Here is a 15,062-nt window from a genome sequence, read left to right on the forward strand (position 1 = left end):
CAAGAAGGAGAAGAAATGTCCCAGAAGCCCGATATCGTGATGATCGTCACCGATCAGCAGCGATACGACACGATCCGCGCCCTCGGCGCGCAGCACATGGACACTCCGAACATCGACCGTTTGGTCGCGCGTGGCGTGAGCTTCAGCAATTGCCATGTCACTGCGCCGAGCTGCGTGCCGTGCCGCGCCAGCCTGTTTTCGGGCTACTACCCGCATACGACGGGTGTTCTGGCCAATGGACAGGCTTGGAGCCGAACATGGGTCTCCAAGCTGCGCGAAGCGGGCTATCACACGGTGAGTATCGGCAAGATGCACACCATCCCCTACGATGCGCCGGCCGGTTTCGACGAGCGTTACGTGGTGGAGAACAAGGACCGCTATTACGAGGGCCGCTGGTTCTTCGATGAGTGGGACAAGGCGCTCGCAGCGCACGGGCTGAAGAAGCAACAGCGCGAGGAATACCGCAAGCGTCCCGATTACACGGCGCGGCTGGGTGCCTTCACCTGGGATCTGCCGCCGCATCTGCAGTCCGACAATTTCGTGGGCGGGATGACCAAATGGTGGCTCAAGACCAAGCCTCTCGAAAAGCCGCTGTTTCTCGTTGTCGGCTTTCCAGGCCCACATCCGCCCTATGATCCGACCCCGGACTACGCCGACAAATACATGAAGCGCGAGGTACCGTTGCCGCAGGTCGACGATGATGAGCTTCGGCAGTTGCCGCCGCCCTTCGTCGAGAAGCGCCATCACGACGTGGAAGTCGACCACGACTCGGTGGCCTGGGACCTGAACCCGTCGCGCGAGCAGCTACATCGCCTGCGTGCCTACTACTATGCCAATGTTGAGATGATCGACCGTGAGGTGGGCGAGATCCTCGACGCGCTGGAAGAAGCGGGGCGGCTCGACAACGCCATCATCGTCTTCACCTCCGACCACGGCGACTGTCTGGGCGACCACGGGCTGAGCCAGAAATGGGCGCCTTACGAAGAGGTGACGCGCGTGCCGCTGATCATCAGCGCACCCTCGCGTTTCCAATGCGGCCGGACGGTCGATGAAATGGTGCAGCTCTTCGACTTGGGGCCGACAATCTTGGAATGGGCGGGGGCACCGCTAGAAGAGTCCTACGAGGCAAGTTCGCTCAACCCGGTCTTGGAGGGAGCGGATTTTGCTGGCCGCAAATACGTCTTCTGCGAACAGGGCGGGGACGTGAACTTTACCGGCGCCGATTACTTGACGATGGTCCGTTCGCGTACCCATAAGCTGGTTCACTTTGCCGGGCAGCAGTACGGGCAGTTGTTCGATCTTCAGAATGACCCACACGAACGGCACAACCTCTGGGATCAACCGGAGGCAGGGGCGGTCAAGCAGTCGCTTTTGAACGCACTTATGGAGTGGCACGTCGAGAGCACTGTGCAAACCCGAAATATCCGTGGGCGAGCAATTAACCCGATCGGCGAACCTGCGTGAATGCGTGCGCTCGTGGAGAAGACTCCTGACGCCAGTCTCTTGCGCGACATGATCGGCTTTGCCGTCGAGCGGCTTGTGGAGATGGAGGCCGGCGCCGCCACCGGCGCCGGCTAGTCGCTGCTTCTTGATCACGCGATAGCCCGGTATCTACGACAACATGAAGACCGCCATCGACAAGGTCGGACGCAGGAAGGAGCGCAATGTCAACGCCCGAGGATCAGACGGAGAAGGGGGCCGACCCCCTCGCGGGAGGAGATGCGGGGCATCGGCCCCCAGGGCGGCCCTGAGGTCCGCCGCGATTCGGAGGGTAGCACGGGATGCGTGGGAGGCCCGCAATCATTGCTCGCTGCCCAACGGTGATGGGCTTTTTTGGGCAGATGCCGTATTGCCAAGCATTGTCATCACGCTATGTCCAGGACATCTAACGCGAAGACGTTAGGCGACCAGAGGGACTTAGCCCACTGCTTCGGTGGTGGGCTTTCTCTTTGCGTATCGGCGTGTCATCCTCTCTCAAGGCGGGGCCTTTGTGAGGGAGGCTAGCCATGGACACGCGAAACTGGATCATTGCGGCCATCGCGGCACTTGTTATTGTGCTTGCCGCAATCAGCTTCTGGCCCGCAGGCGAGGTTCAAGAAGAACCAGCGGCAGAGGAACCAGCCGAACCGGAGCCGGCGGACTAAAAGGCCCGTAAGAACTATCTCGTGTGCGACATCGACATCATCGCCGATGGCCTTGTCCGTCCCGAAGGCGGTGCAGGTGCTCACTTTGCGGAGATAGCTCGCCAGATATCGTCGCAGCGATCGAGGTGGTCATCGTCACGCACGCTGCCGAAGATCGCAACTTGAACCCGGTTGCAGATCTATTGCTGGGCGCGGAGGTCGAACAGACCCTGAAAACCTGGGCGAACGATCCCGGACCGATGAGATGCTCTGCTAGGCTCCAAACCGCCCTTACGACTAAAGCCATCGTAGGCGAAGCATCGATTCACTCGAACCAAAATGCACATGGTCGGTCAAACCGTCACGACGATTTTGCCGAACTGTTCGTTCGACTCCAAAAAGCGATGCGCTTCGACGATCCGGTCAAACTTGAATGTCTTGGCGATGGTGGGCTTAAGAGCGCCCAACTCCAGGCCTTCGAGGATGAATGCCTTGGCTGCCTCCAGCCGCTCCGGATCGCCGATGATCTCATGGACGAGATAGCCCCGGAGCGTGAGAGTTTTGCTCAAGACCGTGAATAGCGGGAAGGGAGTTTCCTCGGGGCTCAGCCCGCCATATTCGATGAGTATGCCGCCTCGCGACATCGCGGCCGTCAACGGCTTGATGATCGGGCCACCTATAGGATCGAATACGACTCGTACGCCCTCCGGGCCGGCGATATCCTTCAGCCGGGATTCCAGATTCTCCTCGTCGGAGGCGATGACATGGGCCGCGCCGGCGCGAAGTAATGCCTCTTTCTTGGCGGACGTCCGCGTGACCGCGATGGGCGTCGCGCCAAGCATGTTGGCGATCTGGATTGCAGCGAGACCGACACTGCTTGATGCCGCCGTGATGACAACGAAATCCTCGCTGCAGAGCTTGGCGATGTCGATCAGTGCACCGTAAGCAGTAAGATACTGCATCCAAACAGCCGCGGCCGCTTCCCAGCCGAGTGACGGTGGGTGCTTGACGACCAGTCCGGCGGGAAACGTTGCCAGTTCGCCGTAGGCCGGCCAGCGGACCATCGATATCGGCGGAACAACGCTGACGGCATCGCCCCGCGCAAAAGCGTCCACGCCCTCGCCGACGGTTTCGACGAGGCCAGCGGCCTCAAGGCCAAGACCGGACGGCAGTGCCGCTGTCTCGATATAGGTGCCCTTGCGCAGAAGGGCCTCCGCCCGGTTGAGGCCCAGCGCCTTGACGCGGATTTGGACCTCGCCCCGACCGGGCCCCGGAACATCAACATGCTCGATGCGAAGAACTTCGGGACCGCCATGCTCATGAATGCGAACGACGCGCGCCATCCGGCTGCAACTCCAAAATGGTTGAACTGAATGAGCTATGCCAGCGCGCGAAATGTGGATAAAGAGCCGTATGAGCAGCTCAGTCGGAACCAAAGGTTTTTAATCATGGATCGCCTGACCAGCATGGCCGTGTTCGTCAAGGCCGCCGACCTGGGGTCGTTCGCGGCAGCCGGGGCAGCGCTCGATCTGTCCGGACCGATGGTCGGCAAGCATGTTAGGTTTCTCGAAGAGCGGTTGGGCATGCGCCTCATCAATCGCACCACGCGCCGCCAGAGCCTGACGGAGTTCGGGCGTGCCTACTATGAACGCTGCCGAGTGGTGCTGGCCGAAGCCGAAGCAGCCGATGCACTTGCGGCCGACCAGCTTGCCGAGCCGCGCGGGAAGCTGCGTATCACCATGCCCGTGCATTTCGGCAGGCGCTGCGTGGCCCCCGTGCTGTTGGACCTCGCGCAGCAATATCCTGCACTGGAGCTCGACCTGTCATTCAACGATCGTATCATCGACCTTGCGGACGGTGGCTACGATCTCGCCATTCGAACCGGCAGTCTGGAGGACAAAGGCGGGGTGATTGCGCGCCGCATCGCCCGCCAGCGCATGGTGGTCTGCGCATCGCCTGCATATATCGAGAGCCACGGCCGGCCCCGGCACATCGAGGATTTGAGCAGGCATCATGCCGTCGTCTACCGTCGGTCGGGTCCTGTTCCGCCGTGGCTGTTTCCGCGAAACGGCCAGTCTGAGGTGGCGATCACGCCGCCCAGCCGGTTGTGGCTTGACGACCTCGACGCGATCGCAGATGCCGCAGCCGCCGACATGGGGCTGGCTTGGCTGCCTTATTGGTTGGTTCGCGAACGCATTCTGGCCGGCGTGCTGGTGGAGCTCCTGCCCAATGAGCCAGGATTTCTTTACAACGCCTATGCGCTTTGGCTGGAGGCACCTCACCTGCCGTTGAAGGCCCGTGTCTCCATCGACGCGCTAGTCACGGCATTGCCCAAGTACATGACATGAAAGAGGGCGGCCTTTCATCCAAGGATATCGCGGCACACGCGCGCCGGGAGCGGGACACGGCGGCCAATAACCTTCGGGCCAGCCTGGATGACCTGGCTGCTATGTGGCGCCTGGCGTCCCGTTAAGTATCCAACACTGCGCCTCTGGGAGGCGGGCGGGGCCGTGGCGGCACGTCCGGTGGAACATCAGGCGGAATCGGCTTCGGCGGATCGGGCTGCGGGCCCGGTGGCCCTGGCTCAGGCTTCGGATTTGGCGGAAAGGCCATGATGCTGCCTCCTGAGCACACTGAACCGCCAAAGGCGATGTCCAGTTCCACAGCATTGACGAAACGAGCAAGCGCCCCTGGCGCCTTGTGTGCACGAACTGACGAAGGCGCGCATGATCTGTACACGAGCGCACTGAAACGTACGCACGAGGAGACTATATTCCTGACAACTTGCCAAAAGAGGGCGCGGAGTAATCCGGCGCCCTCTTCGCATTTCGGAATCCCACCGCCCCGTCTATTCAGGCGATGTCGTTTCCGGCGTGAACCCACCTCTGCCTTTGGCATCGCAACCAGCATCACCGACATTTGGGAATGGTGCTGGATAAGCCTGACGGCATTCCCGCTGTCGTCAAATTCGAATGTTATGCACCACGGCCCGTTGAAGGTTGATCGGATCGCGCGGCTTGCTCGGTACGTGCACGGCAGCAAGTACAGCAACAGCGACTGGGGGCGAATCTGGCTACTTCGATCATTCGCCTATCCACCGCGCACGTGGGTGCCTGAAAACCCACCAAAGGATTGTTGGCCAAAGTGTCCGACAATAGAAGCCCGCTGCCTCACGGTGGCGGGCATCTGTGTTCTGGCAATCTCTCGCAATGCCTTAGCACCGACCCTGCTTGCGCAAGCCGGGCGGACAAAAGCCGGGACCCTTCTTACGAATGCCGGGTGGCACGTCCCTCCGGCGCAGCTCGGGCTCTATAGCTCGGTAAGTGCGTCTGGGTTCGATCTCGACGGTCCAGCCGCTTCTCCATTCACGGCGCCACCGATCACGCTCGGAGTACCATGGGAGGTCTTGATACCAGCGATCCCAGTATGTTCCGAACTCAAAGGTGATGATCGGCACACCTATGGAAGGTCCGTAGTCGGGTACAATGACCCTTCGATCGTCATAGAGAGACTCTAGGTAATGTGCACTGACCCAACCGCGCAACCCGCGCCAGCTCGTGTCGCACCAGTCCCAGGACCGGGTGCAGCCATAGATCGTGACGGCCGCGCCAGCAGGAAGTGTGGTGATGCGCGGGAAATGGGTGCTTGGTCCTGCACGCATATTGACGTTGGTGGTGGTATAGGCATCGGCCGCGCTCGCCGCTTGCGGTCCGCCCGCCAGGCCTGAGAACGCCAATGCAGCAAATAGCCAAGTTGCCTTCATTACCTGTCTCCCAACGCCATTTTTCAACTCAGTCGCGGCTCTACGGCGGCAACCCGGCGGTCTAATGGCGTCCAGACGAAACTCTTCGTCTCAGATTTTCGCATTTTGTGTTCGCGGCTCGGCGGTACGCAACCCATCCCTTTCCGCAACTGTCCCATGTCGCACGCATGTCGCTGCGGCCCTGCCGAGTGTCGCAGGAAACCGTTGGAAATCAACGGCAGCAGTTTGCAACATGCGCGACATGAAATCCGGGCGATGTCGGGCTAAGTGTTTGAAAAGGCTTGGCTGGGGAACCTGGATTCGAACCAGGACTGACGGAGTCAGAGTCCGCTGTTCTACCGTTAAACTATTCCCCAGCATGCCGCTCCGCCGCGTGGCGGTTGCGCGGGCCAACGCTATTTAGCCATGCCCCTTTAATAGTCAACCCCGCCGGCGTTTTCAAATTGCGATTGTTTCCCTTTTCGCGCCTGCGCCCTGCCACAGTTGCACCGGAAGCACGCCCGGCATTTCTTCGCTGCCGGCTCTTGGTCAATGGTCGCGCCGCTGCTAGTCTGTCGCCAACATAAGTATCGAGCGCCTGCTGGTGCGCCTTTTCGGTGCGCGCGGCGCGGAAGGAAATGCGGTGGACGACCACGAGGAAGGTGACGCGCCACCGGTCGCGGAGTGTGTTGGCGATCACGTCTCGGTGGGGGACGGCGTGGCTGTGAACGGGCGGGAGCCGGCGTTGGTTCCTGCCGCGGGCTTCGCGGGCGACGGGCCGAGGAAGCCGAAGCGCAAGCGCAGGAGAAAGCGTGGGCGCCGCGTTTTCGTGCGCGACGGCGAAGCACGCCCCGCCCAGCAAATCCCGATCGTTCCGGAACCGGGCGCCAAGGCGCCGGTCGGAGCCCTCGAAGCGCCGCGGCAGACAGGCGGCAGCGTCTATACCCCCTCGAACGGCGTCAATGGCGCTTCGCAGACGCTCTACGCCGCGCTCGATCTCGGCACCAACAATTGCCGCCTCCTGGTGGCGACGCCCGGCCGGCCCGGCCGCTTCCGCGTCGTCGATGCCTTCTCGCGCATCGTCCGGCTGGGCGAGGGGCTGACGGCGAGCGGGCGGTTGAGCCAACAGGCCATGGACCGCGCCGTCGACGCGCTCGCCGTGTGCGCGGAAAAGCTCGCCGGCTGGCGGCTCAGTGGCGTGCGCATGATCGCCACCGAGGCCTGCCGCTCGGCCGAGAACGGCGGACATTTCCTCGACCGCGTGCAGCGCGAGACGGGGCTTGCCCTGGAGGTGATCGACCGCCGCACGGAAGCAAGGCTCGCCGTCTCCGGCTGCAGCTCGCTGATCACGCGCGAGACCGACGGCCTCGTGCTGTTCGACATCGGCGGCGGCTCCTCCGAAATCGCCCTCATCGATCTGTCGCGCCACCGCACGCCGCGGCTCGCCGATCACATCGTCTCCTGGACGTCGCTGCCCGTCGGCGTCGTCTCATTGGCCGAGCGCTTCGGCGGCCGCGTCGTTACGCCCGAAATCTTCGAGGCCATGGTGGAGGAGGTGGCCGTCATGCTGTCGCGCTTTGATGGCGGCGGCCGGCTGGCCCATGTCGCCTCGACCGCCCGTTTCCATTTGCTCGGCACCTCCGGCACGGTCACAACGCTCGCCGGCGTCCATCTCGGGCTGAAGCGCTACGACCGCCGCCGCGTCGACGGGCTGTGGATGGAGCGCGACAGCGTCGACCGCATGATCGGCACCATCCTCGGCTGGAGTTTCGACGAGCGCAAGGCCAACCCCTGCATCGGCTCCGAGCGGGCGGACCTCGTGCTGGCCGGCTGCGCCATCCTCGAGGCGATCCGCCGCCACTGGCCGGCGGAGCGCTTGCGCGTCGCCGACCGGGGCCTGCGCGAAGGCATGCTGAGCGAGATGATGGCGCGCGACGGGGTGTGGCGCCGCCGCAAGCGCGCCGGGGCATGGCCCGCGTGAAGAAGGACGGCAAGCCCGGCAGCGGCGCCCGCGCGCTGAAGACGCGCGTGAAGAAGAAGCGCGGCCTGAAGAACTCCTCGCGCCGCTGGCTGGAGCGTCATCTGAACGACCCCTACGTGCAGCGCGCCACGCAGGAAGGCATGCGCTCGCGCGCCGCCTACAAGCTCACGGAGATCGATGACAAGCACCACATCCTGGCGCCGGGGATGAAGGTCATCGACCTCGGCGCCGCCCCCGGCGGCTGGTGCCAGGTGGCGGCAAGCCGCGTGAAGTCGGACCCCGAGCACCCCAGCGTCGTCGGCATCGACTATCTGGAGATGGACCCGGTGCCGGGCGCGGCGATCCTTATGACCGATTTCCTCGACGACGATGCGCCGGACCGCCTCATCGACGTGCTGGGCGGCCCGCCCGACGTGGTGCTGTCCGATATGGCCGCCCCCACCACCGGCCACCGCCGCACAGACCATCTGCGCACCATGCACCTGTGCGAGGCGGCGGCGGATTTCGCGGTGAATGTTTTGCGGCCCGGCGGCCACTTCCTGGCCAAGACCTTCCAGGGCGGCGCCGAGGCCGATCTTCTCACCATGCTGAAGCGCAACTTCCGCTCCGTCCACCACGTCAAGCCGCCGGCCTCGCGCGGCGAATCCGTGGAGCTCTATCTGCTCGCCAAGGGCTTCAAGGGCGCGGACGAGGGCTGAAGCGGTTCACTCCGCCGCCAGCGCCTGCTCCTCGTCCTTCATGCGCCCGCGCCGGTGCCCCGACACCGCGTTGCCCGTATCGGCCGGCAGCCGGATGAAGGGCAGGGCGGCGAGCATGGTCAACATGGCGACGACCACGAAAGCGTTGGCGAAGGCGTCGAGGCCGAGCGGCGCTCCGGTCACATAGGTCGTCGCCTCAAGGATGCCGGCGCCCACCGCCACGCCGAGCGCGATGCTGATCTGCTGGCTGGCCGCCGCGATCGCCGTCGCCTGGCTCGCCTGCCGCTCTGCGATCTCGGCGAAGACCAGCGCATTGGCCGAGGTGAAGAAGAGCGAGCGGAAGAAGCCTGCCACCACCAGCACGGCGATGATGGCGCCGGGCGGCGTTGTCGGCGTGAACAGCGCGTTTACGGCGATCAGCGCGCCGCCGAGAACGGCTGCAAGCACCAGGATCAGCCGGAAGCCGCCGACGCGCAGCGTGGCGCTGGCGATGAACTTCATGGCGATGGCGCCGAGCGCCGAAGAGAAGGTGAGCATGCCCGATTGGAACGGCGTGAGCCCGAAGCCGATCTGGAACATCAGCGGTAAAAGGAAAGGCACCGCCCCCGCGCCGATGCGAAACAGCGAGCCGCCGATGATCGCCGCGCGGAAGGCGCGGTTGGAAAACAGCCTTAGGTCGAGGATGGGCCGCTCGGCGCGCCGCGCGTGGCGTGCATAAAGCCACGCCATCGCCCCGCCCGCCGCCACCGTCGCCAGGCCCACCGCCGGCGGCAGCGCCGGCAGGCTGATGACCGACAGGCCGAACACCACGCCGGAGGCCGCAAGCCCGGAGAGCACGAAGCCCCTGCCGTCCAGCCTCTCGTTCTCCTGGGGCTCGAACTCCGGCAGCACACGCCCGGAGAAATAGATCCCCAAAAGCCCGATCGGCACGTTGATGAGAAAGATCCAGTGCCACGAGAAATAGGTCGTGATGAAGCCGCCGACCGGCGGCCCGACGAGAGGGCCGACAAGCGCCGGCACGGTGAGCCAGGCCATGGCGGAGACGAGCTGGTTCTTCGGCGTCGCCCGCACCAGCACGAGCCGCCCCACCGGCGTCATCATCGCTCCGCCCATGCCCTGCACGAAGCGCGCCATGACGAAGGCGAAGAGCGAATCCGAAAGCGCGCAGGCGACCGAGCCGACCACGAACACGCCGATGGCGAGGCCGAACACGCGCTTGGCGCCGAACCGGTCCGCCATCCAGCCGCTGACCGGAATGAAGATGGCAAGCGCCACCAGATACGTCGTCAGCGCCAGCTTCAGCGTCACAGGGCCCGCCCCGATATCCTCGGCGATCGCCGGCAGCGAGGTGGCGATAACGGTCGAATCCATCTGCTCCATAAAGAGCGCGACGGCAAGGATCAGCGGGAGCGAGCGGTTCACGGGCGACGTCGGGTTGGCTTCGGAGGATCGGTCAGCGCAGGAGAAAAGCCGGCACGCACCATATCGGCCGAAAGGGCCGCAATGTCAAAGGCGGGGAGGGGAGAAGCGTTCGCGCATGTGGCCGGAAAGATGCCGTCGATCTCGCCGGCAAGAGGCGGACCTCCGGTCATTTGTCGGATTTTGGATTACCTCCTCCTTCCCAATGAAAGTAATGCAGCATTCTATGCGCGACCGGGGCGATGATGATCCCGGACATGGCCACGAAGACAAAGCCGGAATAAAGCGCGAAAAGGCTGGCGAAGAGTTTCGCTCCGGGTGTTTTGGGTATTTCCGCCAAGCCCAGGCCGCTGACCAATGTTGTCGCATGCAGGGCCGCAAGGTCCCAATCCATCCTCTCAAGCACAACGAAACCGATCGCCCCAATCAGGATCGATCCCACCAGCAGGCAAAGCGCAGCCAGAACGTGAAGGAACACACGTCGCCGAAATCGGCTAAAGGGAATCAGCGGCTCACTGCGTCGCTCATACATGCAGGGTATTTTCGTTGGTTTTCTTTTCAAGGCAATGCAATGTTCAAAAAGGCTCAATCGAGCCGAGGAGGCCGAGATTGCTGATCCGAAACGAACGTCCCGGTGATGAAGACGCCATCCACAGCCTTACGGTGGTGGCCTTCGAACCGATGGCGTTCAGCGACGGATCGGAAGCTCCGATAATCAGATCTCTAAGGAAGTCCGGCGACCTGACGTTATCCTTGGTCGCCGAAGAGGGCGGGGCAATCATAGGGCATATCGCATTCTCTCCGGTCACGATCGACGGCACCCACTTCAATTGGTTCGGCCTCGGCCCTGTGTCGGTACAGCCGGAAATGCAGCGGCAGGGTATCGGAAAAGCCCTGATCCTAACCGGGTTGGAAATGCTCAAGGAGCGCGGTGCTCATGGTTGTGCGTTGATCGGCAACCCCGAAATCTACAGCCGCGTGGGTTTCGAAAGCGACGGCCGGCTATCGTATGGGAACCTGGACAGCAGCTACGTCCAGAGATTAGTCCTCGCCGGCCCCGCGCCGCAAGGCGAGCTGAAATTTGCGCCGGCATTTGAAGCCGAGGGCCATGCCGGCTAGCTCAGGTGAGCGTGCCTATCGCGCATCGACCTCCGCCGCGTGGCGCTCGATGTCTTCGATGCGGTCGGGCGTTGCCGGATGCGTGGAGAAGAAATCGTTGCGGTCGTCGTCACCGTGGTCGTCGCGCAGCACCTTAAAGAGGCGCGCCAGGCCGGCCGGCTCCCGTCCCGCCTTCGCCATCAGTTCGACGCTGTAGCGGTCGGCCTCGCTCTCCTGGCCGCGCGAATAGGAAAGCGTCATCAGGCCCGAACCCTGGATGAGAACGTCCTCCACACCCGATCCGACATCGCCGCCGATGAACATGATCAGCGCCGTGACGCCGGCCGCCCGGTAGAGGCGGCGCAGGCTGTGCTGGTGGACCACATGGCCGATCTCGTGTGCCAGAACGCCCAGCACCGCATCCTCGTCGCCCGTCAGCCGCACCAATTCGTCGGTGAGGATGATTGTCCCGTCGGGCAGGGCGAAGGCATTGGGCCCGATGGGTCCGCCGCGGCGGAATTGCAGGTCGAAGGCGTCGGCGCCCTCGGGCGTGTGCGCGGCAAGGGAGCGGAAATCCGCCGTGATCGCCTGGCGCCGTCCAGCTTCCAGGCCCGAGGGATCGAGGATCGTCTGGTCGAGGGAAGCAAGCGCGCTCTGGCTTATCAGGCGCGGCGCGGCGGGCGGCGTCACTGCCACCGCCACCTCCACCGCGATCGGCAGGGCGTAGCGATAAAGCCCCACGCACAAAACGGCCACCACAGCCACCAGCAGGATAAGCCGCGGATGGAAGCGTTCCAGCCCGTGCACGAGCCCCACCCGCCATCCGCGATGCGCCTTGAGCCAGCGGTCGACGGCGTCGTTCTCCTCCGTCTCGAAGACGCTTCCATCCGCAAAGGTGACCCGGCGCGGGATCCGGCCGACGCGATTGGAGACCGACAGGCCGGCAATGGCGCCCTCGGCAAGCCTCTCCCCGCCCTCCGCGCCCTTCACCGTCGCCGTGCCGCCAGCGAACGTGAGGCTGGCCGCCTCCGTCCGGCTTGAGCGCGGCGGGTGCCAGACGCCGGAAATGGCGGGATGAGGCGTGTCAGAACCCAAAATCGAAGCCTTCCATATCCATGTATTCGGCGCCGATCGCCGGTCCCGTCTCCTCGACCTGGTTCAGATAGTCGTCGAGCGTGCCGCTGACAGTGAGCGCCGTGGCCGAGGCGACGTAACGCGCCATGCGCACCGCCGCCCAAGGCCGGGCGAAGCCGAGCGTGAGGATCGTCGCCACGAAGTTCGAGATGGCGATCCAGGCATAGCGCCGCCGCCCGAGGCGCGAGGCGAATTCGTGGCGGCCGTCGAGCACGGAGGCATTGAAGGCGACGTTGCGCACGCCCGCCCGGTAGAACAGCCCGGCGAAGCCATAGATGGCCATCAGACCGATGACGACGAGATAGATCGCAGCGGCGGCGTTCTCCTCGCTGCCCGCCAAACCGCTGCTCGCCACGCCGAACATGGCGATCCCGAGCACGGTGAGCGGCGCCGCGCCGATCAGCACCACCAGCGCCGGCATCCACCACTGGCTGTAGAGCGCCTTCAGTTGCGGCTCGCAGGCGACCTTGCGCCCGCCATAGCTGACATTGCCCAGCGTGTAGCGCCACATCCAGCGCGAGGCCAGCGGCGCGAGAATGCCGAGCGTGAGTGCGGCAAGGGCCGGGCCGATCAGATAGGCCACCGCGGCGCCCCAATAGCCGCCGTGGAAGTCGAGGCGCACATTGCGGTAGCTGGTCACCCGCGCGTTGAACCGCAGGCCCCGTTTGAAGAGCCACGGCATCGCGATGAGCAGCAAAATGGGCAGGACCAGGTTCGCCACCACGAACAAGGCCAGCATCTCCATGAGAGCGAGTACGGACGGCAGAGCGGTGTAGGCGATCAGCGCCACGAGAACGACGATCCGTCCGATGAGGATCTGCAGCCCCCGGGCATGATAGTCGAAGCTGTGCCCGGCAAGCCGCGTGTTGCCGTAGAAATAGCGCTGCCGGCGCACCTTCGCCCAGGCCGAGTAGATGCCGAGCGTGATGATCGTCAAAAGGATGTTGACGATCCAGATCCCGAAATACTCGCGGCCGGTGCCCGTAAAGGAGAACGGCTCGACGTGCCGTCCCTCCGGCTCCTCGCCCCTCTGACGAATTTGTGCAGCATCGTTCATTGCAATACCCCCAGCCTAAGGAATCCCAGCCTAATGGAATCAATGTCAATCAATGGGCGGCGAGCATCGCCGCAATCAGCCATCTTTTCAATTCTTGACGGACGTGGTACGAGCCAGCGCCAATCCTGAAAGGGAATCACATTGAGGCAGCCCGTTCTCCCAAGGGGAAGCGGCCTGTCCATTCCTCTCATATCTCAAGGGTCGGCCATGGCAAAAATCATCGAAACCGCAACCGGCGCCGAGGCGCTCACCTTCGACGACGTGCTTCTGCAGCCCGGCCATTCCGAGGTGATGCCCGGCCAGACCGACGTGCGCACCCGCATCGCCGGCGATATAGAGCTGAATATCCCGATCCTTTCGGCCGCGATGGACACCGTCACCGAATCCGCGCTGGCCATCGCCGTGGCGCAGGCCGGCGGCATCGGCGTCATCCACCGCAATCTTTCGCCGGCCGAGCAGGCCGAGGAGGTGCGGCAGGTCAAGAAGTTCGAGTCCGGCATGGTGGTGAACCCGATCACCATCGGCCCGGAGGCAACGCTGGCCGATGCCCATGCGCTGATGAACACCCACCGCATCTCCGGCATTCCGGTGGTGGAGAACGGCGGCCTCGGCGGGCAGACGACGGGCAGGCTCGTCGGCATCCTCACCAACCGCGACGTGCGCTTTGCCTCCAACCCCGCCCAGCCCGTGCGCGAGTTGATGACGCACGACAACCTCATCACCGTGAAGGAAGGGGTCAGCCAGGACGAGGCCAAGCGGCTTTTGCACCAGAACCGCATCGAAAAGCTTCTGGTGGTGGACGGCGCCGGCAACTGCGTCGGCCTCATCACCGTCAAGGACATCGAGAAGTCGCAGCTCAACCCCAACGCCTGCAAGGATGCGCAAGGCCGGTTGCGCGCGGCGGCCGCGACCAGCGTCGGCGACGACGGTTTCGAGCGCGCCGAGCGGCTGATCGACGCCGGCGTCGATCTGCTCGTCATCGACACCGCGCACGGCCACTCGCAGCGCGTGCTCGACGCGGTGGCCCGCGCCAAGACGCTCTCCAACGCCGTGCGCATCGTCGCCGGCAACGTGGCGACGGCCGACGGCACCAAGGCCCTGCTCGACGCCGGCGCGGACGCAGTGAAGGTGGGCATCGGCCCCGGCTCCATCTGCACCACGCGCGTGGTGGCCGGCGTCGGCGTGCCGCAGCTCACAGCCATCATGGCGGCGGTCGAGGCCGCGCATAAGGCAGGCGCCTCCGTCATCGCCGACGGCGGCATCAAGTATTCCGGCGATCTGGCCAAGGCGATCGCCGCCGGCGCCAGCGCCGCCATGATCGGCTCGCTTCTGGCCGGCACGGAGGAGAGCCCCGGCGAGGTCTATCTGTACCAGGGCCGCTCGTTCAAAGCCTATCGCGGCATGGGCTCCGTCGGCGCCATGGCGCGCGGCTCCGCCGACCGCTACTTCCAGGCCGAGGTGCGGGATACGCTGAAGCTGGTGCCGGAAGGCATCGAGGGCCAGGTGGCCTACAAGGGGGCGGCCGCGGGCGTGCTGCACCAGCTCACCGGCGGCTTGAAGGCGGCCATGGGCTACGTCGGCGCGGCCAACCTCACCGAGTTCCAGGAGAAGGCCACCTTCGTGCGCATCTCCGGCGCCGGCCTGCGCGAGAGCCACCCGCACGACGTGACGATTACGCGCGAAAGCCCGAACTATCCGGGCGCGAGCTAGAGCAATTCCAGGAAAAGTGGAAACCGGTTTTCCGTCCGGAATTGCGTGAAATCAAAAGGATCTAAGTGCCAAAAAGCAAGAGGCCCCGGAAAATCCAGGG

The 15,062-nt window shown here is 64.2% G+C and carries 13 protein-coding genes and 1 tRNA gene; 7 read left to right on the forward strand and 7 right to left on the reverse strand.

From position 1 onward, the window contains the following. The first annotated feature begins 15 nt into the window (after positions 1–15). Positions 16–1,464: a sulfatase family protein gene (locus GPJ75_RS06725; RefSeq protein WP_163266384.1), complete on the forward strand. Its 1,449-nt coding sequence runs from the start codon at positions 16–18 to the stop codon at positions 1,462–1,464. A gap of 542 nt (positions 1,465–2,006) precedes the next feature. Continuing rightward, on the forward strand, positions 2,007–2,144 hold the full coding sequence (locus GPJ75_RS06730; protein WP_163266386.1) for a hypothetical protein: 138 nt from the start codon (positions 2,007–2,009) through the stop codon (positions 2,142–2,144). A 332-nt stretch (positions 2,145–2,476) separates the two neighbouring features. Here the strand turns inward: GPJ75_RS06730 and GPJ75_RS06735 are convergent, their stop codons facing one another. Next, positions 2,477–3,466, reverse strand: coding sequence for a zinc-dependent alcohol dehydrogenase family protein (locus GPJ75_RS06735; protein ID WP_163266388.1), 990 nt, complete (start codon positions 3,464–3,466; stop codon positions 2,477–2,479). A gap of 105 nt (positions 3,467–3,571) precedes the next feature. Here GPJ75_RS06735 and GPJ75_RS06740 point away from each other — a divergent pair, with 105 nt between their 5' ends. Then, entirely contained in the window at positions 3,572–4,471 is a 900-nt protein-coding gene (locus GPJ75_RS06740) for a LysR family transcriptional regulator (protein ID WP_163266650.1), read from the forward strand. 866 nt (positions 4,472–5,337) lie between these two features. On the opposite strand, the gene GPJ75_RS06745 is transcribed toward GPJ75_RS06740, so the two are convergent. After that, complete coding sequence (locus GPJ75_RS06745) at positions 5,338–5,886, reverse strand: SH3 domain-containing protein (RefSeq protein WP_163266390.1); 549 nt, start codon at positions 5,884–5,886, stop codon at positions 5,338–5,340. Positions 5,887–6,168: 282 nt separating this feature from the next. After that, positions 6,169–6,242: transfer RNA gene (locus GPJ75_RS06750), tRNA-Gln, on the reverse strand. 266 nt (positions 6,243–6,508) lie between these two features. On the opposite strand from GPJ75_RS06750, the gene GPJ75_RS06755 reads away from it, so the two are divergent. Further along, positions 6,509–7,846 carry a Ppx/GppA phosphatase family protein gene (locus GPJ75_RS06755; RefSeq protein ID WP_163266392.1) on the forward strand — a complete coding sequence of 446 codons (1,338 nt, stop codon included), beginning with the start codon at positions 6,509–6,511 and terminating at the stop codon, positions 7,844–7,846. Beyond that, positions 7,834–8,544 carry an RlmE family RNA methyltransferase gene (locus tag GPJ75_RS06760; protein ID WP_163266394.1) on the forward strand — a complete coding sequence of 237 codons (711 nt, stop codon included), beginning with the start codon at positions 7,834–7,836 and terminating at the stop codon, positions 8,542–8,544. The genes GPJ75_RS06755 and GPJ75_RS06760 overlap by 13 nt, the downstream gene beginning before the upstream one ends. 6 nt (positions 8,545–8,550) lie before the next feature. Here GPJ75_RS06760 and GPJ75_RS06765 read toward each other — a convergent pair whose 3' ends face one another. Next, entirely contained in the window at positions 8,551–9,966 is a 1,416-nt protein-coding gene (locus GPJ75_RS06765) for an MFS transporter (RefSeq protein ID WP_163266396.1), read from the reverse strand. Between the two features lie 166 nt (positions 9,967–10,132). After that, positions 10,133–10,495, reverse strand: coding sequence for a hypothetical protein (locus GPJ75_RS06770; protein WP_163266398.1), 363 nt, complete (start codon positions 10,493–10,495; stop codon positions 10,133–10,135). Between the two features lie 77 nt (positions 10,496–10,572). Here GPJ75_RS06770 and GPJ75_RS06775 point away from each other — a divergent pair, with 77 nt between their 5' ends. Then, positions 10,573–11,082 (forward strand): GNAT family N-acetyltransferase, encoded by a 510-nt coding sequence (locus GPJ75_RS06775; protein WP_163266401.1) that lies wholly within the window; start codon positions 10,573–10,575, stop codon positions 11,080–11,082. Positions 11,083–11,097: 15 nt separating this feature from the next. On the opposite strand, the gene GPJ75_RS06780 is transcribed toward GPJ75_RS06775, so the two are convergent. After that, positions 11,098–12,156 carry a M48 family metallopeptidase gene (locus GPJ75_RS06780; RefSeq protein ID WP_163266403.1) on the reverse strand — a complete coding sequence of 353 codons (1,059 nt, stop codon included), beginning with the start codon at positions 12,154–12,156 and terminating at the stop codon, positions 11,098–11,100. After that, a complete protein-coding gene (locus tag GPJ75_RS06785) occupies positions 12,146–13,252 on the reverse strand; it encodes a YjgN family protein (RefSeq protein ID WP_163266405.1) in 1,107 nt (368 codons plus the stop codon). Before GPJ75_RS06785 ends, GPJ75_RS06780 begins: the two co-directional genes overlap by 11 nt. Before the next feature lie 207 nt (positions 13,253–13,459). Here GPJ75_RS06785 and guaB point away from each other — a divergent pair, with 207 nt between their 5' ends. After that, positions 13,460–14,962 carry an IMP dehydrogenase gene (guaB, locus tag GPJ75_RS06790; protein WP_163266407.1) on the forward strand — a complete coding sequence of 501 codons (1,503 nt, stop codon included), beginning with the start codon at positions 13,460–13,462 and terminating at the stop codon, positions 14,960–14,962. Positions 14,963–15,062: the final 100 nt, after the last annotated feature.

It is taken from the genome of Chelativorans alearensis (genome assembly GCF_010993735.1).
GTDB classification, from domain to species: Bacteria; Pseudomonadota; Alphaproteobacteria; order Rhizobiales; family Rhizobiaceae; genus Chelativorans; species Chelativorans alearense.